Origin of the sequence: Anaeromyxobacter terrae (assembly GCF_022690685.1) — a bacterium.
GTDB lineage: Bacteria > Myxococcota > Myxococcia > Myxococcales > Anaeromyxobacteraceae > Anaeromyxobacter > Anaeromyxobacter terrae.
In genome coordinates this window covers 14,299-33,756 of the sequence record NZ_JALCYY010000016.1, presented here as the reverse complement: position 1 = coordinate 33,756, position 19,458 = coordinate 14,299, and the positions used below count along the sequence as shown (strand labels likewise).

General features: G+C 73.0%; 18 protein-coding genes and 1 pseudogene. 3 read left to right on the top strand and 16 right to left on the bottom strand.

The window, feature by feature from the left end:
- Positions 1-867: a PHP domain-containing protein gene (locus tag MNY62_RS09380; protein WP_242343891.1), complete on the bottom strand. Its 867-nt coding sequence runs from the start codon at positions 865-867 to the stop codon at positions 1-3.
- A 181-nt stretch (positions 868-1,048) separates the two neighbouring features.
- Here MNY62_RS09380 and MNY62_RS09375 point away from each other — a divergent pair, with 181 nt between their 5' ends.
- Both MNY62_RS09375 and MNY62_RS09370 read left to right on the top strand, forming a co-directional pair.
- Positions 1,049-2,155 (top strand): NAD-dependent epimerase/dehydratase family protein, encoded by a 1,107-nt coding sequence (locus tag MNY62_RS09375; RefSeq protein WP_242343890.1) that lies wholly within the window; start codon positions 1,049-1,051, stop codon positions 2,153-2,155.
- Positions 2,152-3,165 (top strand): NAD-dependent epimerase/dehydratase family protein, encoded by a 1,014-nt coding sequence (locus MNY62_RS09370; protein ID WP_242343889.1) that lies wholly within the window; start codon positions 2,152-2,154, stop codon positions 3,163-3,165. The genes MNY62_RS09375 and MNY62_RS09370 overlap by 4 nt, the downstream gene beginning before the upstream one ends.
- 42 nt (positions 3,166-3,207) lie before the next feature.
- On the opposite strand, the gene MNY62_RS09365 is transcribed toward MNY62_RS09370, so the two are convergent.
- The 6 genes from MNY62_RS09365 to MNY62_RS09340 form a co-directional block, all read right to left on the bottom strand.
- Positions 3,208-4,197 carry an NAD-dependent epimerase/dehydratase family protein gene (locus tag MNY62_RS09365; protein ID WP_242343888.1) on the bottom strand — a complete coding sequence of 330 codons (990 nt, stop codon included), beginning with the start codon at positions 4,195-4,197 and terminating at the stop codon, positions 3,208-3,210.
- A complete protein-coding gene (locus MNY62_RS09360) occupies positions 4,194-5,507 on the bottom strand; it encodes a lipopolysaccharide biosynthesis protein (RefSeq protein WP_242343887.1) in 1,314 nt (437 codons plus the stop codon). The genes MNY62_RS09365 and MNY62_RS09360 overlap by 4 nt, the downstream gene beginning before the upstream one ends.
- Positions 5,504-5,791, bottom strand: a complete 288-nt coding sequence (locus tag MNY62_RS09355) for a hypothetical protein (RefSeq protein WP_242343886.1) — start codon at positions 5,789-5,791, stop codon at positions 5,504-5,506. Before MNY62_RS09355 ends, MNY62_RS09360 begins: the two co-directional genes overlap by 4 nt.
- Before the next feature lie 3 nt (positions 5,792-5,794).
- Entirely contained in the window at positions 5,795-6,991 is a 1,197-nt protein-coding gene (locus MNY62_RS09350) for a radical SAM protein (RefSeq protein WP_242343885.1), read from the bottom strand.
- On the bottom strand, positions 6,988-7,923 hold the full coding sequence (locus tag MNY62_RS09345) for a glycosyltransferase (RefSeq protein ID WP_279426346.1): 936 nt from the start codon (positions 7,921-7,923) through the stop codon (positions 6,988-6,990). Before MNY62_RS09345 ends, MNY62_RS09350 begins: the two co-directional genes overlap by 4 nt.
- A 321-nt stretch (positions 7,924-8,244) precedes the next feature.
- The gene (locus tag MNY62_RS09340) at positions 8,245-9,288 is read right to left on the bottom strand and encodes an NAD-dependent epimerase/dehydratase family protein (RefSeq protein WP_242343883.1); all 1,044 of its coding nucleotides are present in this window, start codon (positions 9,286-9,288) and stop codon (positions 8,245-8,247) included.
- Positions 9,289-9,883: 595 nt separating this feature from the next.
- Here MNY62_RS09340 and MNY62_RS25725 point away from each other — a divergent pair.
- Positions 9,884-10,582: pseudogene (locus MNY62_RS25725) on the top strand (endonuclease/exonuclease/phosphatase family protein); the annotation flags it as partial.
- A gap of 181 nt (positions 10,583-10,763) precedes the next feature.
- Here MNY62_RS25725 and ccoS read toward each other — a convergent pair.
- Genes ccoS through MNY62_RS09295 form a run of 9 tightly spaced genes read right to left on the bottom strand, consistent with a single transcriptional unit; the run spans position 10,764 to position 19,132 of the window.
- Complete coding sequence (ccoS, locus tag MNY62_RS09335) at positions 10,764-10,952, bottom strand: cbb3-type cytochrome oxidase assembly protein CcoS (RefSeq protein ID WP_242343882.1); 189 nt, start codon at positions 10,950-10,952, stop codon at positions 10,764-10,766.
- Positions 10,953-10,959: 7 nt separating this feature from the next.
- On the bottom strand, positions 10,960-13,440 hold the full coding sequence (locus MNY62_RS09330) for a heavy metal translocating P-type ATPase (protein ID WP_242343881.1): 2,481 nt from the start codon (positions 13,438-13,440) through the stop codon (positions 10,960-10,962).
- A gap of 32 nt (positions 13,441-13,472) precedes the next feature.
- Positions 13,473-14,135 carry a sulfite exporter TauE/SafE family protein gene (locus MNY62_RS09325; protein ID WP_242343880.1) on the bottom strand — a complete coding sequence of 221 codons (663 nt, stop codon included), beginning with the start codon at positions 14,133-14,135 and terminating at the stop codon, positions 13,473-13,475.
- Complete coding sequence (locus MNY62_RS09320) at positions 14,132-14,983, bottom strand: FixH family protein (protein WP_242343879.1); 852 nt, start codon at positions 14,981-14,983, stop codon at positions 14,132-14,134. Before MNY62_RS09320 ends, MNY62_RS09325 begins: the two co-directional genes overlap by 4 nt.
- Positions 14,980-16,206, bottom strand: coding sequence for a 4Fe-4S dicluster domain-containing protein (locus tag MNY62_RS09315; protein ID WP_242343878.1), 1,227 nt, complete (start codon positions 16,204-16,206; stop codon positions 14,980-14,982). Before MNY62_RS09315 ends, MNY62_RS09320 begins: the two co-directional genes overlap by 4 nt.
- Positions 16,190-16,336, bottom strand: coding sequence for an LPXTG cell wall anchor domain-containing protein (locus MNY62_RS09310; protein WP_242335999.1), 147 nt, complete (start codon positions 16,334-16,336; stop codon positions 16,190-16,192). Before MNY62_RS09310 ends, MNY62_RS09315 begins: the two co-directional genes overlap by 17 nt.
- Positions 16,333-16,641, bottom strand: a complete 309-nt coding sequence (locus MNY62_RS09305; protein WP_242343877.1) for a cbb3-type cytochrome c oxidase N-terminal domain-containing protein — start codon at positions 16,639-16,641, stop codon at positions 16,333-16,335. The genes MNY62_RS09310 and MNY62_RS09305 overlap by 4 nt, the downstream gene beginning before the upstream one ends.
- A gap of 11 nt (positions 16,642-16,652) precedes the next feature.
- The gene (locus MNY62_RS09300; RefSeq protein ID WP_242343876.1) at positions 16,653-17,684 is read right to left on the bottom strand and encodes a cbb3-type cytochrome c oxidase subunit II; all 1,032 of its coding nucleotides are present in this window, start codon (positions 17,682-17,684) and stop codon (positions 16,653-16,655) included.
- A gap of 14 nt (positions 17,685-17,698) precedes the next feature.
- Positions 17,699-19,132: a cbb3-type cytochrome c oxidase subunit I gene (locus MNY62_RS09295; protein WP_242343875.1), complete on the bottom strand. Its 1,434-nt coding sequence runs from the start codon at positions 19,130-19,132 to the stop codon at positions 17,699-17,701.
- Positions 19,133-19,458 lie beyond the last annotated feature (326 nt).

Here is a 19,458-nt window from a genome sequence, read left to right as displayed (position 1 = left end):
TTAGCCGGGGGGATGATGCCGAGCCCCGGCGACCGGGAACTCGTACTGCGGCGCAGACACTCCCGGCGTCCGCGGGGAGTCGCGTCTCGTCCACCTCTTCAAGGCGCGGTACGCGGTCGTGACGACCGGCGGGAGGCTGTCCTTGCGTCCGTGATAGAGCTCCATGAGCTTTCTCTTCGCCGGGTTCTCCCTCCTCGGTGCCTGGGAGGGGAACCAGACGCGGTGCGGCGAAACGCCGTGCACGAAGTCGTCAGCGAAGTACTCCACGAACACCGAGCCGACCTCGCCCGGGAAGTGGGCGTCGCTCCCCGCCACCGCCGGCAGATCGTGCGTCAGGGCGAACCGGTAGCTCCGCTGGTTGTTCTCGTAGCTGTCCCTCCCGTTGAAGCACTCCACGATGTCGACGTAAGTGAGCACGTCCTTCACGAGCTGGTCGGGGCGTCTCGCGTCGCTCCGAAAGATGCCGCTGCCTCGCCGGAACGGATGCGGGAGCAGCACCAGGCCGCCCTGCAGCTTGATGCCCTCCAGGATCGCGAAGAGCTCCTTCTCCGGGATCATGTCGCGCAGGTTCAGCCCGATGACGTGCGACCCGTCCTCGGACGTGAGCTCGCATCCGACGACCACCTTCACCTCGGGGCAGCGTCCGCTCTGGAGCTTCACGGCCCCGTCGATGGTGTCGTGATCCGTCACGCACAGGACGTCGATGCTCGCAGCGACCGCCTGCTCGAGGACAGCTTCCGGAGGGACCCTCGAGTCGTAGGAGAAGCTCGTATGGACGTGATACGCGGCGCGCACGCTGCGCGGTCGAGCCGCGACGTCGTCGTGCCCCGGAGCGACGGTGACGGCTTGGGTCGTCGCCCGATTCACGCGGCCATCCCCCATTTCTGCAAGGAGGATACGTTCGCAACTTCGCGTTCGCTCAGTGCCAGAAGGGGCAACTCGGGCGCGGGGCCTCGCGGTCGAGTTGCGCCTCCGTCGAGGCGTGCTCGTGGCATCAAACCGGCCGGGGCGGTGCCGCGTCCTGTCCCATGTGCCCCGGACCTCCCCAATGGTCGGCCTCGCCGGCGACGGCGAGACCCTAAGATTCGGCACCGCGGTGGCGTTGAACCAGGGGGCGAAGATGACGGTGCTCGTGACGGGCGCGACCGGCTTCATCGGCGGACACGTGGTGGACACGCTCCGCGATCGCCAGGTGGCCGTCCGCGCCCTCGTCCGGCCCGACGAGCCGACGGGCGCGCTCGCGAGCGCCGGCGTCGAGATCGTCCGGGGCGATCTCGAGGACGGACCGTCGCTCATGACGGCCGTGAGGGGGGTCGATCGGGTGCTTCACTGCGCCGCCCGCACCGGCCCCTGGGGCCCGAGAAGCGAGTACGAGGCCGCCAACGTTCGCGGGGTCGAGCTGCTCATCGACTCGGCGCTCGCCGCCGGCGTGAAGCGGATCGTGCACGTGAGCTCCGCGATCGTGGTGGGGACCGACGTCGGCGGGACGGTGGACGAGAGCGCACCGCTGCGTCTGGAGCCGAATCCCTACAGCTGGTCCAAGATCATGGCCGAGCGCCTGATCGAGCGCGTCGTGCGCGAGCGGCGCGCGCCGATCACGGTGGTCCGCCCCGGCCTCGTCTACGGTCCACGCGACGCGGCGAGCTTCGGCCGGTTCGCGGCGCTCCTCGAGCGCCGCCGGATGCCGCTCATGGGCCGCGGCGACAACCACCTCCCGCTCGTGTACGTGGGCGACGTCGCCCGGGGGATCGTCCTCGCGAGCGAGGTGCCGGCCGCGATCGGCCGGACCTACTTCCTCGTGAACGACGAGCCGGTCACGCAGCGCGAGTACCTCGAGGCGATCGCGGCCGAGCTCGGGGTGCCGCCGCCGACGCGCCACGTTCCGTACCTCGCGGCCCAGGCGCTGGCCGCGATCGCCGAGCGCGCCGTGAGCCTCACGCGCGGCGCGGGACCGCCGCCGCTCACGCGATTCGGGGTGAGGCTCCTCGGAGGCGAGAGCCGCATCGTCATCCGCAGGGCGCGCGAGGAGCTCGGCTTCGTGCCGGAGACGGACCTGCGCGAGGGAGTCCGGCGGAGCGTCGCCTGGTACCGCGCCGCGCAGGGGGCGCCGCGCGCAGGAGACCGCGCCTCGCGCGCGGCAGGAGGGGTGTCATGACCGCGGCGCTCGTCACGGGAGCAACAGGCTTCGTGGGCCACCACCTCGTCGCGGCGCTGCGGCAGCGTGGCTTCTCCGTTCGCGTGCTGGCCCTCCCCGGCGAGGACACCTCGGCCCTCGAGCGGGAGCACGGAGTCGTCGTGCACCGCGGCGACGTGCGCGACGCCGGCGCGCTCCCCGCCGCGATGCGCGGCGCGGACGTCGTGTTCCACCTCGCCGCAGTCCACGGGCTCTGGCGGCCGCGGCAGGAGTACGAGGACGTGAACGTGCGCGGCGCCGACAACGTGTGCCGCGCCGCGCTCGCCGCGCGCGTCGCGCGGCTGGTCCACGTGAGCTCCTGGACGGTCTACGGCATGGGGCTCCCCGGCGCGGTGCGCGAGGACGCGCCGCTCCGGCCCATCCTCGACGCGTACGCCGTGACGAAGGCGCGCGCTGATGCGGCGGTGCGGAGGCTCGCGAAGGAGCAGGGCCTCCCCGCGGTCGTCGTCCGGCCCGGCACCATGTTCGGCCCGGGCGATCGGGTGAACTTCGGACGCATGGCGGACCGGCTCCGCTCGGGCAAGGTGATCGTGATCGGCTCCGGCCGGAACGTGCTGCCGTTCGTCTACGTGACGGACGTCGTGGACGGCATGATCCGGGCGGCCGAGAGGGGCAAGCCCGGCGAGGCGTACAACCTGTGCACGGACCGGCCGATCTCGCAGCGCGAGATGTGGGTCGCGCTCGCCGAGGAGCTCGGCGCGCCGCCGCCGCGCGCGCGAGCGCCCTACCCGCTCCTGTACGCGCTCGCCTGGGGCGCCGAGAAGGCGGTCCTGCCCGGCCGCCAGCCGCTCCTCACCCGGCTCGGCGTCAAGCTGTTCGGCAGCGAGAACGCGCACGCGATCGACAAGGCTCGGAGCGAGCTCGGGTACGCGCCGCGCGTCCCCGTGCGCGAGGGCGTCCGGCTCGCGGCGGCCTGGTACCGCGAGGACTCGGCGGGCGCGGCGACCACGGCCGCGGCGGCCGCGTCCTGAGCCTCGCCGCGACGATCGCCCCGGCGCGAGCTCCCGCCGCGGTCACAGCAGGCGCTGCGCGCGATACCAGGCGACCGTCCTCGCGACGCCGGACGCGAGGTCGTGCTCGGGCGCCCAGCCCAGCTCCGCGCGGGCGCGCTCGCACGAGAACACGCGATCCTCGGAGAAGAACGCGACGCCGGCGCGGCTGAGCGGAGGGCGCCGCCCGGTCACCCTCCCCGCGACCTCCAGCGCCGCCGCGCCCACCATCGCCGCGGGGCGCGGGAGGCTCAGCCCCGGAGGGCGAACGCCCAGCGCAGCGGCGATCGTGTCCGCGAGCTCTCGGAACGTGACCGCGCGCGGGCCGGCGACGTGGTAGGCGCGCCCGGGGCGGCCGCTGCGGAGGCACGCCAGCATCCCCGCGACCGCGTCGTCCACGAAGGTCGGCTGGCAGAGGGCGCGCCCGCCGTCGACGTGGAAGTACCGGCCCCGGCCCACGGCGCGGAACAGCCCGAGCACGTGGCGGTCGCCGGGGCCGTAGATGAACCCGGGCCGGGCGATGACGACCGCGAGCCCGCGCCCGGCGAGCTCGCGCGCGACCTCTTCCGCCTCGGCCTTGCTCCGCTCGTACGGCGTGGCCGGCGCGTACGGGGCGTCCTCCGTCGCGGGCCCGGTCCGGGTCGGCCCGAGCACGCCCGGGCTGCTGAGGTGCAGCACGCGCGCGCCGGGGCTCCACGCCAGCGCCGCGGCGAGCACGTTCCGAGTTCCATCGACGTTGACGCGCCGGTACGCGTCCTCCGGGACACCCGCCTCGCCGAGCCGCCCGGCGGCGTGGACGATCGCCGTCGAGCCCTCGATCGCGGCGCGGAGCGTCTCGCGGTCGCCGACGTCGCCCGTGTGCCAGATCACGGGGACCCCCTCGAGCGCGCGCCGATCCGAGCCGGGCCGGCTGAGCGCGTGCACCCGCGCGCCCTCGCGTGCGAGCGCCCGCGCGAGCGCTGCGCCGAGGAAGCCCGTCGCCCCGGTGACGAGGACGCGCGGCCCGGCGCTCACGACGTGGCCGCCTCCGCGGGCGAGGACCTCGCCGCAGGCGCCACGGACCACGTGGTCAGGTACCCGGCCACGTTCCCGGCACCGGCGCCGGCGATCATGACGACCGCCATCCCCACGAGCCCGTCGCGTCCGAGCGCGTACATGCCGGCGAGCTGGGCCGCGACGACGCCCGCGAGGACGTACACGTAGGCGTGCCGCTCGAGCGAGAGCGCGTAGTTCAGCCAGATGTGGATCCCGGCGTAGAGCGTCGCGGCGAGGCTCGCGAGGCCGAGCACCACGCCCGGATCCGCGTAGGCGCCCGTGAAGACTGTCCGCACGAGCGCGCCGGGCAGGAGGAAGTACGCTCCGGTGAGCGCGAGCCCGGGCGCGAGCGCCGCCAGGAGCGCGAGCACGAGGAGCCCGCGGGGATCGAGTCCGGCCGCGCGGCGCCGGGCCACCTTGGGGAACAGCACGAGCCCGATCGCCCACGGCAGGAACAGGCTGATCTTGGCGAGCGCGACGACCGGGCCGTAGTGGCCGGCGACCTCCGGGCTGTAGTAGCGCCTCACGAAGAGCGCGTCCACGTTCGTGAGCAGGCCGAAGATCGCGAGCCCCACGAGCGTGGAGGCGGAGTACTTCCAGCTGACGCGCCGCGCGGCGGTCCGCGCGGTCCCGGAGAGGCGCGCGGGAGCGGGCGGCACGCGCGCGCGCAGCCACGCGAGCGCGAGCGCGACGCATACCACCGCCGAGATCGGCTGCGCCACGATGGCGGCGCTCGCCGTGCCGACCGCGGCGACCAGCGCCGCCGTCGCGAGCACGCGCAGCAAGGCCTGGATCACCTGCACGCCCCCGAGCACGCCGAACGCCTGGACGCCCTGGAGGGAGCCGAACGCCGTCTCGCGCAGGAAGAGGAGCAGGACGATCGGCGTCGCGGCCCAGAGCGGCCACGCGTCGGGGAGGCGCACCGCGTGCGCGATGAGCGGGCTCGCGGCCGCCATGAGGGCCGTCGCCACCGCGCCCCAGCGCCACGCCCAGCGCCACGCGTCGCGCAGGAACGCGCCGCCGTGGGGCGCGCCCCCGGGCAGCACCGTGAGCCCCGCCGTGTAGAACGCCACGACCATGCGGACGGCGATCGACAGCAGGGTGACCACCTGCACGATGGCCATCACGGTGATGAAGACGCCGAACTCGACGGGCGCGAGCCGGCGTCCCGCGACGACGTTCGTCGCGTAGTCGAGGGCGCCGGCGAGGACCATCGCGGACGACAGGACGAGCCCGTCCCGCGCGCCGCCCGAGCGCCAGGCGCTCCACCTCGGCCCGATCGCGCTCATCGCTCCGTGGGCTCGTAAGCCATGGCGGGACGGTACACGCAGGGGCAGCGCTCGCCGAGCGGACAACCGGGGAGCGGCAGACGCGGCGCCGCGGCCGGGTCGTACACCGCGCCCGCCGGGAGCGCGCGCGCCGCCGCGCAGCACCCTTCTCCCGCCCGGATCCGCACGCCGACGATCGCGCCCTTCCCCTTCATCCCGAGCGCGTACGCCGCGAGCGTCTTCTCGGCATAGCCGGGCGGCTTGGCCGTGCGCCGCTGAAACCCATCGAGCCACTCGAGCGCCATGCCTCACCCTCCCATCCGCGCGGCAGGTCCTGCCGAGGATGCGGCGCCGGGCGCGGGCCGACCGATCTCGACGAGCCCGCCGCCGGGCCTCGACGACGGCGCGCTCCGGCCGCCCGTGGGCCGCAGCAGCTTCGCCACGACGCGCGCAAGGGTGGGCACGTCGTGAAGCATGTTCGTGTAGGCGGCGTTCGCCAGCGGGCAGTGGCACTCCCGCGCGGCGATGCTGCGCCGCACCTCGGCCATCCGCGGGCCGAACCAGATGCGCCCGAAGTCGTACCCGTGCTCGCGCAGGTTCCCGAGATCGTCCGCCCGGACGCAGCACGGCCACACCGTGCCGTCCGCGTAGATCTGCGCGCTCGCCCAGCCCGCGTAGCAGTCGATCACCTGGTCCTGCTCCTGGAGGATGCGGCGGACGAGCTTGTAGTACTCGACGCGGAACGCCTCCGTGACGCGCGCCATCCCGCGGAAGCTGCTCGCCTCGACGAACGCGACGAGGCGATCGACGGCCCGGGCGTACGCCTCCGGGCTGGGCGTGATCGGGAGGCCGACCGTGTCGAGCTCCACCCGCGGCTCGGCGATCTCGGTGATGAACTGGTCGGCGCCAGAGCGCGCGGCGTACGCGATGAGCTCGTCGAGGTGCTCGACGCTGAACACGGACACGACGGAGTGGATCCCGACGGTCAGGTTGGGCAGCCGGGCGCGCAGCGCGAGGAGCTGACGGAGTCGCTCCTCGAACTTCTCGAAGTTGCCGGGCACGCCGCGGATGCGGTCGTGCTTCTCACCGATCCCGTCGAGCGACAGGTTCACGATGAGCCGCGTGTCCGGGCAAGCGCGCGCGATGCGCTCCACCCGGTCCGGGATCGTCGGCAGGATGGCGTTCGTCGGGATGTTGATGATCCCGGGCCGGCAGCGCGCGTAGACCGCCTGCGCGAGCTCGACGACGTGCGGGTACATGAGCGGCTCGCCGCCGCTGATCGTCACCCAGTACGGCGCGTGGCCGAGCGACGCGAGGACGCGATCCCATTCGTCGATGGTGAGCTCGTTCTCGCGCTTCATCCAGATGTTGCAGGTGAGGCAGCGGGAGTTGCACTTCGGCGACGGCGAGATCGTGAGGTTCGCGGGCAGGAGCCTCGGCCAGCCGGTCCGCCGCGAGAGCTTGAAGAGCGGGACGCGACCGAGGACGCCGACCATCGATCTCATCGAACGCCCTCGGCCTCGCGCGCGGCGGCGGCCTCGAGCCGCTTCGTCGTCGTCGCGATCTCCCAGACGACGTGCTCGCGCTTAGCCCGGTAGTCGCGACGGCCGAGGAGGCGGCCGTACGCCTCGAGCGCGGCGACCGCGACGGTCCAGCAGAACGCCCGCGGCCGCCAGTCCATGTGCCGCACGAGCAGGGCGAGGATCCTCGCGCTGCTCAGCGTCCGCACGCGATACCCGAGCTCGTCGCGCATCGCGAGGTGGCCGGCGAAGATGCGGCGGCGCTGGCTCAGGAAGTCGTGCACGGTCTCCGGGCCCTTGTTGTACGTCACCGCCGTGGGGACGTACCGCACGCCATACCCCTGGCCCCGGATCACCGGCTCGATCCGCGCCTCGTCGACGCTGGTCCGGTACGGGATGCGCTCGAAGATCTTCCGGAACGCGACGAGCTCGCCGGCCTTGAAGCCCTTGAGGTTGATCTCGTGGTGCAGGTTCCAGAGCAGGTGGGCGGCGAAGCCCATGAAGCGATCGGGGGCGTCCACCGGGACGGGCCGGCACGTCGTCATCCCGATGTCCGGATCGGCGAACGGGGCGACGACCTGCTCGATGGTGTCCGGGGCGGGCAGGAGATCGGCGCTGCACAGGACGAGCACCGGCGCTCTCGCGCGCGAGAGGAACAGGTTGACCGCGGACGCCTTGCCCTCGCGCCGGGGCTGCACGAGCACGTCGACGCGCGGATCGCGCCCCTGCCACTCGCGGCAGATCCCCACGGTGCCGTCCGTGCAGCCGCTCGCGACCACGACGATCTCGGCGATCCGTACCGTCGGCGTCCGCTGAGCGAGGACCGCCTCGAGGAGGTGGCCGATGTTCGCCTCCTCGTTGTGGGCCATGATCCCGACCGAGCAGGAGAGCGGTCGTGTCAGTTCGTCGCGCCCCACGTCCCCTCCCACCCCGCCGCAACGCGACTGCGTCCAGCACAGAACTCGACGGGGAGCGTCCGGCGGCGCGCACGCTCCTTAGCGGCTCAGAGATTCCGGTGGCGACCCGAATACGGATTGCCGGTAGGTGAATCAATGAGCACGAGGTGGAGACATTCAGCCTCTCACATGGGTCAATACCCCATCCCCAGGCGCGAATCAGACATCGGTCCCAGACTGACGGGACCTGCTGCGGGGCGCCCCCTCAGCGCCACCGCCCTCGGGTCCGCCGCCACGATGTCGAAACGCCCTTTCACGCGCCGCGGACACGCCCGGCCGCAGCTAGCTCGCCAGGGCGCCGGCGGCGGCGCCTGCGTACCACTCGGCCGCCTCCACGAGCCCCTGGTGCACCGAGTGCGTCGGCCGGTACCCGAGCAACTCCACCGCGCGCGACACGTCCGCGAGCGAGTGTCGCACGTCCCCGGGACGGAACTCGCGGTAGACGGGGAGCGCCTCCGCCGACTCGGGGCGGTACCGCGCCACCTGTGCTTGGACGAGCCGGAACAGCTCGTTCAGCGTCGTCCGCACGCCGTACGCGACGTTGTAGACGGTCCCGAGCGCCTCCCTGCGCGTGGTAACCGCCGCGAGCAGGTTCGCCTGGACCACGTTCGCGACGTAGCAGAAGTCCCGGCTCGTCTCGCCGTCCCCGTAGATCGCGACCTCGCGGCCGGCGAGCAGGGCCGAGAACCAGCGCGGCAGCACCGCCGCGTACGGCCCCTGCGGATCCTGCCTCGGCCCGAACACGTTGAAGTATCGAAGCCCCACGAGCTCGAGCCCGTAGCAGCGCGCGTAGGCCGCCGCGTAGATCTCGTCGCTCCGCTTGGATGCGGCGTAGGGCGAGAGCGCGTCGCCGATCACGTCCTCCTTCTTCGGAAGCGCGGGGTGATCCCCGTACACCGAGCTCGAGCTCGCGAACACCACGCGGCGGACCCGGGCCGCGCGCGCCGCCTCGAGGACGTTCAGGAACCCCGTGACGTTCACCTCGTGCGTGGCGAGCGGGTGCGCGATCGACCGCGGGACCGAGCCGCGGGCGGCCTCGTGCAAGACGATCTCGGCGCCGTGCAGCGCTCTCGCGCACGCCTCCGGGTCCCGGACGTCGCCGCTCATCACCGCGAGTCTGCGCGCGGCCTCCTCGCCCACCGCGGCACGGACCGCGTCGAGGTTCGCCTCGCGTCCGGTGGAAAAGTCGTCGAGGACGACGACGTCCTGTCCGCGCGCGAGGAGCGCCTCCACGAGGTGCGAGCCGATGAAGCCCGCCCCGCCGGTGATCACCCAGCGCCGCCGCGCTGCGGCGATGCCGGCGAGTGCCGCCTCGTACACGCTCATGGACCACAGCGTAGCAGCGCTCCGCGCCCCAGGCCGCGTGCCCGACGGGACTGGCGCTCACTGGAGGGTACTCAGCGCCCCCGCGAGCCCGTCGCCCGTGACGCGTGCGCGTCGGCCAGACGACGCCTCCAGGTATCGGCGCGACCCGAGCCCCGTCCGGATCGTGTTCCGTTCGTCGCCCACGCCCACGACAGTCTCCACGTCGTGCCCGAAGCGCCGGCCGCGGACCTGGGCCATGCGCAGCGCACGTCCGGCGCGCCGCCGGGCGGGCGCCGGTTACCTGCACGCGGGACATGCCCCCACCATGGACGCGTCGAGACGTCGTCGCCGAGGCCTCGTGGGAGCGCCTCGCGGGGTGCCGATGGATAACGTGCGCAGCGTGATGGCCCGCCTCCTCGCCTCGGCATGGTGGCTCTTCGGATCGACGGTCCTTGCCGGCGTCGTCCTGCATCGCTGGTTTGGCGACCAGCTCTTCGTGACGCGGTACACAGGTTACGTCCTGCCCTGGCTGCTCCTCGGGCTCGTGCCCGGCGCGGCCTGGGCGTGGGTGAGGCGACGCAGGCCGCTCGCCGCGGTCCTGGGCGCCTCGGCGACGATGATCATCGTCATCACCGCGCCGATGTTTCGATCGCACCCGCCCCTCTCGCCAGCCCCGACCGTCGCACTCAGGGTCATCAGCTACAACACGTGGTCGAAGAACATGGACGCGACGAGGATCGCGAGCGTGGTCCTGCGACAACGCCCGTACGTCCTCCTCCTGCAGGAGATCCGGGCGGAGGTCCTCGCTCGGCTCATCGACGCCGTTGGCGGGCTCTACCACGAGTCCCCCATTCACGTCGTCTACGACCCTGCGCTCCTGCAGGCGATCGTGAGCCGTTACCCCATCGAGTCGAGGGCGAGCCTCGCGCGGAAGGGAAATGCGCAGAAGGCGGTGCTCCGCTCGCCCGTCGGTCCCATCACCATCTTCAACGTGCATCCGCTGCGGCATGGCGGGTGGCGGGGCCCGTACTCCGAGATCGCTGCGCTCCTGGAGGAGGACGTGCTCCCGGAGAACGGACCGGTGATCCTCGGAGGAGACTTCAACGCGCCCGATTGGTCCCAGCTATACGGAATGGTGTCGAGCGAGCTCGCCAACGCGCACGGGGAGCGTGGATTCGGGTTTGGCTTCACCTATCCCGCGCGCATCGGGTCGCCCTTCGGCGCAGTTCCCGCCATACCGCTCGTGCGCATCGACCACATCTTCTTCACGAGTCACTTCGTCGCCGTGCGGGCAGGGACCATCGACGACTCTGGGGGCTCCGACCACCGTCCGGTCTTCGCGGAGCTCGCGATCCGAGCCGGGGTCGGTCGTTCGAACGTCACCGCTAACGACCATCGACCGGCCGCCCGGGGTGTGCGGGGCCTCGTGAACCATCGAGTACTCGAGGCACCGCCTGACGCGAATCGCCGCCAGGTGGCCGGCAGAGGTCGCCAGTCTATCGCCGCTCCCCGCGCGGTCCCCCGCGCTCACCCCGCGGCTTCGCCTCCCCCTCGTCGTCGTCGAGCATCCGGTACTTCGGCCCTTCCGGATCGTCGTACTGTCCGCTCTTCACCGTCCACAGGAAGAAGAGCCAGGCGACGACGCCGAGCGCGAGCGACAGGACGATGAGGAAGCCGATGGACATGTGGCCCTCAGCCGAGCGCGCCGCGCAGGCGCAGCGAGTTCAGGACGACGAAGAGCGAGCTCGCAGCCATCGCGCCGGCGGCGACGATGGGATGGAGCAGGCCCGCCATCGCGAGCGGGATCGCGACCGCGTTGTAGAAGAAGGCCCAGAACACGTTCTGGCGGATGACGGCGTAGGTCCGGCGCGACAGCCGGACGAGGTCCGCGAGGAGCCGGAGGTCGTCGCGCACGAGCACCGCGTCCGCGCTCTCCATCGTCACGTCCGTACCTCGCCCCATCGCCGCCCCGACATCGGCCTGCGTGAGCGCGGGGGCGTCGTTGATGCCGTCACCCGCGAAGAGCACGCGCCGGCCCTCCGCCTGGCGGCGCGCGACCACGGCGCGCTTCTCCACCGGGCTCGCCTCGGCCACCGCCTCCACCCCGAGCGCGGCGGCGACGGCGCCGGTCGTGACCTGCGTGTCGCCGCTCACGATGGCGACGCGGAGGCCGAGCGCGCGGAGGCGCGCGATCGCCTCCGGCGCCTCGTCGCGCACCACGTCGGCGATCGAGAAGAGCGCGGCGAGCGCGCCATTCACCGCGAGGAATGCCACCGTCTCGCCACGCGCCTCGAGCGCGCGGGCGCGGGCGTCGGTGTCGGACGGGAGCGGGACGCCGTGGTCAGCGAGGAGAGCGCGGTTGCCGATGAGGATGGGGACGGAGTCGGTCGAGGTCGACGTCGGGGTCGGCCCCCCGCCCATCCCCCGCACCCGCGCCACCACTCCCCTCCCCGGCACCGCCCGGAACCCCTCCACCTCGACCGCCGCCGCCTCGGGCAGCGCCCGCGCCGCCTCGACGATCGCCCGACCGACGTGATGCTCGCTGCGCGACTCCACCGCCGCCGCCAGCGAGAGCGCGTCGTCCGGCGCGACGGCCGGATCGAACGACACCACCTCGCGCACGACCGGCCTGCCGCGCGTGACGGTGCCCGTCTTGTCGAGCAGCACGTCCGTCGCGCGCCCGGCGCGCTCGACCACGTCCCCGCCCTTCACGAGGAGCCCGCGCTGCGTCGCGAGACCGGTCGAGACGATCACGGCGATGGGCGTCGCGAGCCCGAGCGCGCACGGGCACGCGATCACCACCACCGAGATGCCGGTCATGAGCGCCCGATCGAGCGGGGCGCCGCGCGCGAGCCAGAAGAGGAGCGTCCCGGCCGCGAGGACGAGCATCGCCGGCACGAACACGCCGACGACCCGGTCCGCGACCGCCTGGATGCGCGGCTTCGCGCCCTGCGCCTCCTCGACGGCCCGGACGATCCCGGCGAGCACGGTGTCCTTCCCGACGCGCGCGACCTCCACGACGAGCGCGCCCGTCCCGTTCACGGTCCCGCCGATCACCGCCGCGCCCGGCGCCTTCGCGACCGGCCGCGACTCTCCCGTGACGAGCGACTCGTCCACCTCCGACGCGCCGTCCAGGACCGTGCCGTCGAGCGGGATCCGCTCGCCGGGCACCACCGCGACGCGATCGCCCGGGCGGATCTCCGCGACCGGCACGCTGCGCCGCGTCTCCCGCCCGTCCGCGCCGCGCTCGAGCCGGCGCGCCTCGCGGGGGGCGAGGCGCGCGAGCCGCGCCACCGCCTCGGAGGCCCGGCCCTTGGCGCTCGCCTCGACGAACCGGCCGACGAGGACGAGCGTCGGGATCATGGCGGCGGTGTCGAAGTAGACCTCGCCGCCACGGAGCATCTCGTAGACGGAGTAGACGAGCGCCGCGCCGGACCCGAACACGACGAGCGAGTCCATGTTGAAGCGCAGGTGCCTGAGGCCGCTCGCGGTCGCGCGGAGGAACGGCGCGCCCGCGTAGAAGAACACGGGCAGCGTGAGCCCGAGCGAGATCCACTCCATGAGCCGGCGCGTCCCCGCGTCGATCCCCTGGAAGTACCCGGCGTAGAGCGCTGCCTGGTAGATCATGAGCTGCGAGGCGAGGAACCCGGCGGTGCCGAGGCGGACGAGCAGGTCCCGCGCCTCCGCTCGCCGCGCCGCCGCCTGCTCGGTGTCGGACCACGGCTTCGGGACGTAGCCCGCGGCGCGGATCCGCGCGAGCACGGTCTCGAGCCCGGCGCGCGCCGGATCCCAGCGCACCCGCGCGCGGTGCGTCGCGTAGTTCACGCGGGCGAAGGTGACGCCCGGGGTTCGCGAGAGGAGCCGCTCGTTCAGCCAGACGCACGACGCGCAGCGGATGCCGTCGACGTAGACCTCGATCTCGTCGCCCGCCTCGCCGTGGCGCACGGCCTCGCGGAACGCGGGCAGGTCGGCCTCGAGCCCGTCCGGCCTCACCGGCGCGCCGGGCCCGTCCCAGCGGCGCGTGTCGTAGTAGGCGCCGAGCCCCTCGGCGTGCACGAGCTCGAAGACGCCGCGGCAGCCGACGCAGCAGAACACGTGCGCCTCCCCGGCGATCTCGGCCCGGACCGCCTCTCGTGCGGGGAACGCGAGGAGGCAGTGGTCGCAGGCGGGCATCGTGGCGTCCCGCTCGCGGGGAGCCGTCGCCGTCACAGGCGGAGCCCCCGGGCGACGAACACGCCGCCGAGGACGGCGACGAGGATCCCGCCCGCCCGGTAGAGGACGCCGCGCGCGCGCGCGCCGAGGAGCGCCCCGAGGGCGCCGGCGAGGAGGAGGGCCGGGACGGTGCCGAGCCCGAACGCGAGCGCGAGGAGGAGTCCCTCGGGCAGGCTGCCGGTGGCCGCCGCGCCGAGGAACATCGTCCACGAGAGGCCGCAGGGGAGGAGCCCGAGCGCGAGGCCCGTCGGGTAGAGCCGCCCGGGACCGCCGCCGGAGAGGAGCCCGCGCACGAGGCGCACGACGCGGGCCGAAGCGCGCGCCTCGAGCCGCTTCAGCGCGCCGGAGACGCCCGCCGCGCCGAGGCCGAGCAGGATCATGAGCACGCCGGCGGCGACCGCGACGACGTCCTGCAGCCCGGCGAGCCGGCCCGCCACGTTCACGAACGAGCCGGTGAGCCCCATCGCCGCGCCGAGCGTCGCGTAGGTGGTGACGCGGCCGGCGTGGTAGGCGAGCTGCCCCGCGAGCGAGCGGCGCGGGCCGAGCGCACCGCTCGCGAGCGCGAAAGAGCCGACGAGCGGCCCGCACATGCCGATGCAGTGGCCGAACCCGCCGAGGAGGCCCGTCACGAACGCCATCGCGACCGCGTCGGTCACTCGGCCACCGTGAGCTCGAAGCGCGCGCTGCGCGGCGCCGCGCCGGGCGACGCCACCGTCACGTCCGCCGTCCAGTCCTTCCGCCCGCTCGGGCAGCGCACGAGCACCGCCTTCCCCGCGTGGCGTCCCTCCCCCGCCGCCGCGAGCGCGCTCGTGTTCTCGCCCATCTGCATCCCCTTCATCGCGAAGGAGACCGCCACGGTCGTGCCGGCGAGCGGCGCGCCGCGCACCTCGGCGGCGACCGCGAGCGTCCGCATCGTGCGGAGCGGGCGCGGGCCGAGCTCGAGCGTCACCTCGCCGCCGCCGTCGAGCGGGCGCGTGCAGGGACCCTGGCCCAGATCGCAGGGGGCCGCGACGTCTCCCGCGGCGGAGCGCCGGCCGGCCGCCGGCGTCCCGACGTGGACGACCTTCTCGATCCGCACCCGATCGTCGCCGCGCCGCACGTCGAAGCGGAGCAGCCACGGGCCGGCGGCGGGGAGGTCCACCTCCGCCGCGTAGCGCCCCGCCCCGTCCGGCCGCGCCGCCACCGTCGCCACGCCGCGGCTCGTGTCGAGCCGCGCCACGCTCACCGCGATCACGGCCCCGGTGACGGGCCTGCCCTGGCCGTCCGCCACCGCGAACGGGAGCGTGAGCTCGCCAGGCGACGCCGGCGGCGCGGGGAGGGCCACGTCCCAGCCGAGCGCGGCGCGCGCGTGGCGCTCGGCGTCGTAGCGGAGCCCTTCCTCGTAGGGATCGGCGACGATCGTCTCCTCCTTCACGTTCGAGCCGATCCACACCGTCCCGACGACGGCGCCGATCCCGGCGACCACCGCCGCCGCGAACGCGAGCTTCGTTGCCTGATGCGTCACCTGACCTCCGGGACCACGATGGAGACCTCCTGGCTTCGGCGCTCGAGCACCGCGCCGCCGCGGCGCACCTCGCCGACGAGCTCGGCCGTCACCCGCCCCGCGCGGTCGAGCCCGCGCGCGGCGGCGACGAGCCGGACCTGGCGCCGCGCGCCCGGGCCGAGCTCCACGACGTCCGGCCGGACGGTGACGTCGGCGCCGCCGGCGCGGAGCGCGAGGCGGACGGTCACGGGCGCGCGGCCGTGGTTCTCGAGCGCGACGCTGAAGGCGTTCACGACCTGCCCGTCGGCGGCGCGGCGCGGAGTGAACGCCGCCTCGGCGAGCGCGTTCATGTCGACGAGCGCCCGGCCCGCGACGACCGAGACGAGGAGCGCGAGCGCGGCGGCGGTCGCGCCTGCCAGCGCGAGGACGCCGGGGCGCGCGAGCCTGCGCGGGGTGCCGGGCTCGCCGAGGAAGTAGCCGACCAGGTCCGGCGGGCGGCGGAGCTTCGCCATGATGGGGGCGCACGCGTCCACGCACGCCGCGCAGGCGATGCACTCCATCTGCAGGCCGTCGCGGATGTCGATGCCGGTCGGGCAGACCCGCACGCACGCCCCGCAGTCGACGCAGTCCCGCGCGCGGCGCCGGTCGTACGCCACGACGAGCGTGTGCCGGTCGAACAGGACGCCCTGCAGCTTCGCGTACGGGCAGACCGTGGCGCAGAAGGTCTGGCGCACGAGGGCGAGGTCCGCGAACAGCAGGGCCCCCATCGCGAGCCACGCCCCGCCGAGCACCGGCCCGAGCGTCCCCGCCCCGAGCCGCCGGAAGAACTCCCAGGGCGGCACGAAGTACCAGAGGAGGTTCGCCGCGACGAGGGCGGACACGAGCGCGACGAGCGCGAGGCCCGCCGGCCGCCGCCAGCGCCGCGGGATCCTCCCCCGGCCGGGCTCGACGAGGCGGGTGAGATCCCCGAGGAGCGTCTGCGGGCAGGACCAGCCGCACCACACGCGCCCGAGGACGAGCGTCACGAGCAGGAACGCGGCCGTGACGAGGAGCGTCGCGGCGAGCACCACGAACGCCTCGTCGATCGCGAACGACGCGCCGAACGCGTGCAGCCGCCCGGCCGGCACGTCGAGGCGCAGCGCGCTCTCGCCTCCGACGGACACGAAGGGCAGCCCGAGCCAGAGGAGACCCTGGGCTGCCCCTGCGAGCCGGCGCCAGCGCTGGAAGCTACCGCTCGTCGTCATCCTCCAGCATCCGGTACTTCGCCTGCTCCACCGTGTGCTTGCGCTTGCGCGAGTAGTAGAAGAGCGCGATCCCCGCGAGCGCGGCGCAGAGCGTGAGGCCGAAGACGAAGTAGGCGGTCTCGGGGCTCATGCCTGCTTCTTCCCCTTCCTGCGCTGCGCGGCGATGAGGAGGATCGCCGCGGTGGCGGGGATCACCGTGAAGGCGAGGGTGGCGAGCACGTTCGTGCCCATCGACGCCCCGCCGCCCTCGAGGTCCTGCGTCTGCGACCAGCCACCGAGCCCGGGGGTGAACGCCCACGCGTACCAGACGCCCCAGACGATGAGCCCCCAGAACAGGATGAGCCAGCCGACGGGGAGCTCGTTCGCGGTCTCCTTCGGAGACTCGAGCTTCGAGAGGTCGTCGAGCTGTGGATCGAGCTGCTGCTGTTCGGCCATGGCGCGTCTCCCTAGCGATTCCCGTGCTCGGCGGCTTCCTCGTGCGGCGGCTCGGCCGCCTCGTGGCCCTTCTGGTTGCGGAGCCACGCGACGATCGACCAGATGTCCTCGTCCGAGAGCTCGCTGCCGAACGGCTGCATGCCCCCGTCGGCCAGGCCGGGCCGGCCGAGCTGCTTCTTCACGTCGCTGCCGCCCTTGATCATCCCGAAGTACGCGGCGTCCGGCAGATCGCCCTTCTCTCCCAGGAACTCGTCGTCCACGAGGCTCGGCGCGACGCCCTCCTGGCCGTGCGCCTCGTCGCCGTGGCACGCGCCGCACCCCTGGGCGTCGAAGAGCTGGCGCCCCTTCGCGATCGCGGCGGTGTCGGCGGCGAGCGGGTTCTTCTCCTCGAGGTCGAGCTCGAGCCCGCCCTTGCCGCCGCGGTCGACCGCCTTCCCGAGCGACAGCATGTACGCGACGATCGCGTCCATCTCGGTCTTGCCCTGGAGCGCAGCGGCCGCGCCGGCGAGGTCCGCGTCGGTGTACGGCACCCCGAGACGCCGGAGCGTCCGCATGTGGGCGCCGATGTCGTCCCCGTCCACCGCCGCCGCCTTCAGGAAGGCGTACGCTGGCATGTTCGACCGCGGCACGACCGCCTGCGGATCCTCGAAGTGCGCGTGGTGCCAGGCGGCGCTCTTCAGCCAGCCCTCGAACGCGAGGTCCGGGCCGGTGCGCTTCGACCCCCACAGGAACGGGTGGTCGTAGGCGAACTCGCCGGCGAGCGAGTAGCGCCCCGACGGCTCCGCGGCGCGGTTGCCCTTGTAGCGCACCACCTCGCTCTGGAGCGGGCGGACGGTCTGCGTGTGGCAGTTCACGCAGCCCTCGCGCTGGTAGATGGCGCGGCCCGCGAGCTCGAGCGCCGTGAGCGGCGCGAGCCCCTCGACCTTCGGGTGCATCTCCGCGCGGAGCATCGGGTACGCCATCATCGCGATCGAGCCGGCGAGCACGGCGAGGGTGGCGGCGATCGAGAAGGCGATCGGCTTCGAGTAGATCTTTCCGGCCATGGTCGTCTCCGCTCCTACGCCGCCGTGACGCTGGCCGCCGGCGCCGCGGGCGCGGCCTGCCGCTCGAGCGCCCTGCCTTTACGGATGGTCATGAGGACGTTGTAGACGAAGAACAGCATGCCCACGGTGAAGACGATCCCGGCGAGCGTGCGCGTCTGCCAGTACGGGTAGTTGCCCGCGACGGTGTCCACGAAGTTGCGATAGACGAGCTTCCCCTGCGCGTCCGTCGCCTTCCACATCCAGCCCTGCCGGATGCCGGTGATCCACATCGTGATCGAGAACAGGAGCTGGCCGACGAGGACCAGCCAGAAGTGGACGTTCGCGAGCTTCACCGAGTGGATCTCGGTCCCGTAGATCTTCGGGATGACGTAGTAGACCGACGCCGTGATCACCATCGTCACCCAGCCCATCGTGCCCATGTGCACGTGGCCGGGGACCCAGTCGGTGAAGTGGATGAGCTGCGAGACGACGCGGAGCGCCTGGGTCGGGCCCTGCACCGTCTGCAGGCCGTAGAAGGTGATGCCGAGGATGAAGAACTTGGTCAGGTAGTTCGACCGCATCTTCGACCAGTCCTGACCCACGGTGTAGTAGCCGTTCACGACCGAGCCCCAGCTCGGCGCGATGAGGAACAGGGTGAAGACGATGGCGAGCGTCTGGATCCAGTCCGGCAGCGGCGTGTAGACGAGGTGGTGCGCGCCGGTCCAGAGGTACGCGAACACGAGCGACCAGAACGCCACGATCGAGAGGCGGTGGCTCCAGATCGGCAGCCCGGTCGCCTTCGGGAGGAAGTAGTAGAACATCGCCAGGATCGGGGTCGTGAACACGAACCCGACCGCGTTGTGCCCGTACCACCACTGCACGTTCGCGGAGTTCACGCCCGCGAAGACCGGGTAGCTCTTCGTGAGGCTCACCGGCAGGGCGAGGTTGTTCACGAGGTAGAGGACGGCGACGGCGATGACGGTCGCGATGACGTACCAGAGCGACACGTACATCTGCTCCTCGCGCCGCTTCAGCACCGTCCCGAAGACGTTCACCGCGAACATCACCCACAGGACGACGATCGCGACGTCGAGCGGCCACTCGAGCTCGGCGTACTCGAGCGACTGCGTGTGACCGGCCATGAGGGAGATCGCGGCGAGCGCGATGCCGGCGTTGAAGAGCCAGAGCTGGACGCGGGCGAGCCTCGGGAACAGGAGCGGCCGCTTGCAGAGCCGCATCACGATCCAGTAGCTCAGCCCGAAGATCGCGCCGACGCCGAGCCCGAAGGCGAGGCCGTTCGTGTGCACGGGCCGGAGGCGCCCGAAGGTGAGGTACGGCGGGAAGTTCGCCGCGGGCAGCCACATCTGAACCGAGATGAGCAGCCCGATGACGATGCCGACGACCCCCCAGAAGATGGCCGAGAGGATGAACCCCTGGACCGTCCGGTGGTCGTAGCGATACTCGTTCATTTGCACGTCCCCTATGGGTTGATCGTGCGCAAGAATACAGGACCTCCGGCCCTCCGAGTAGAGGCCCGTAGAGCACCCTTTCGGGCTATCGCCTCTCGATTATAACGCCCTGAATTCGGGGTGATAGCCGCCGCACCGAAACGCGCAGATCCTGCTGCGCAAATACTGCGACACGTTGCCCGCCTTGATGGGCGTCAGCGTTCGGTGACCCCCGCAACGTGAGCGTGGAGCCTCCGGCGGGCGTCGAGGCGCCCGCCCGGGCGCGCTCCCCACGCCCCCTGGGAGCTTTCGGCGTGTTCCCCGCGACTGGACGGCGAGGCGCGGGC

Bases quoted from the DNA above. Each gene is read 5' to 3' on its own strand.
- MNY62_RS09375 (WP_242343890.1), top strand. From the start codon at position 1,049: ATGGTCGGCCTCGCCGGCGACGGCGAGACCCTAAGATTCGGCACCGCG.
- MNY62_RS09370 (WP_242343889.1), top strand. From the start codon at position 2,152: ATGACCGCGGCGCTCGTCACGGGAGCAACAGGCTTCGTGGGCCACCAC.
- MNY62_RS09360 (WP_242343887.1), bottom strand. From the start codon at position 5,507: ATGAGCGCGATCGGGCCGAGGTGGAGCGCCTGGCGCTCGGGCGGCGCG.
- MNY62_RS09355 (WP_242343886.1), bottom strand. From the start codon at position 5,791: ATGGCGCTCGAGTGGCTCGATGGGTTTCAGCGGCGCACGGCCAAGCCG.
- MNY62_RS09350 (WP_242343885.1), bottom strand. From the start codon at position 6,991: ATGAGATCGATGGTCGGCGTCCTCGGTCGCGTCCCGCTCTTCAAGCTC.
- MNY62_RS09340 (WP_242343883.1), bottom strand. From the start codon at position 9,288: ATGAGCGTGTACGAGGCGGCACTCGCCGGCATCGCCGCAGCGCGGCGG.
- ccoS (WP_242343882.1), bottom strand. From the start codon at position 10,952: ATGTCCATCGGCTTCCTCATCGTCCTGTCGCTCGCGCTCGGCGTCGTC.
- MNY62_RS09330 (WP_242343881.1), bottom strand. From the start codon at position 13,440: ATGCCCGCCTGCGACCACTGCCTCCTCGCGTTCCCCGCACGAGAGGCG.
- MNY62_RS09315 (WP_242343878.1), bottom strand. From the start codon at position 16,206: ATGACGACGAGCGGTAGCTTCCAGCGCTGGCGCCGGCTCGCAGGGGCA.
- MNY62_RS09310 (WP_242335999.1), bottom strand. From the start codon at position 16,336: ATGAGCCCCGAGACCGCCTACTTCGTCTTCGGCCTCACGCTCTGCGCC.
- MNY62_RS09305 (WP_242343877.1), bottom strand. From the start codon at position 16,641: ATGGCCGAACAGCAGCAGCTCGATCCACAGCTCGACGACCTCTCGAAG.
- MNY62_RS09300 (WP_242343876.1), bottom strand. From the start codon at position 17,684: ATGGCCGGAAAGATCTACTCGAAGCCGATCGCCTTCTCGATCGCCGCC.
- MNY62_RS09295 (WP_242343875.1), bottom strand. From the start codon at position 19,132: ATGAACGAGTATCGCTACGACCACCGGACGGTCCAGGGGTTCATCCTC.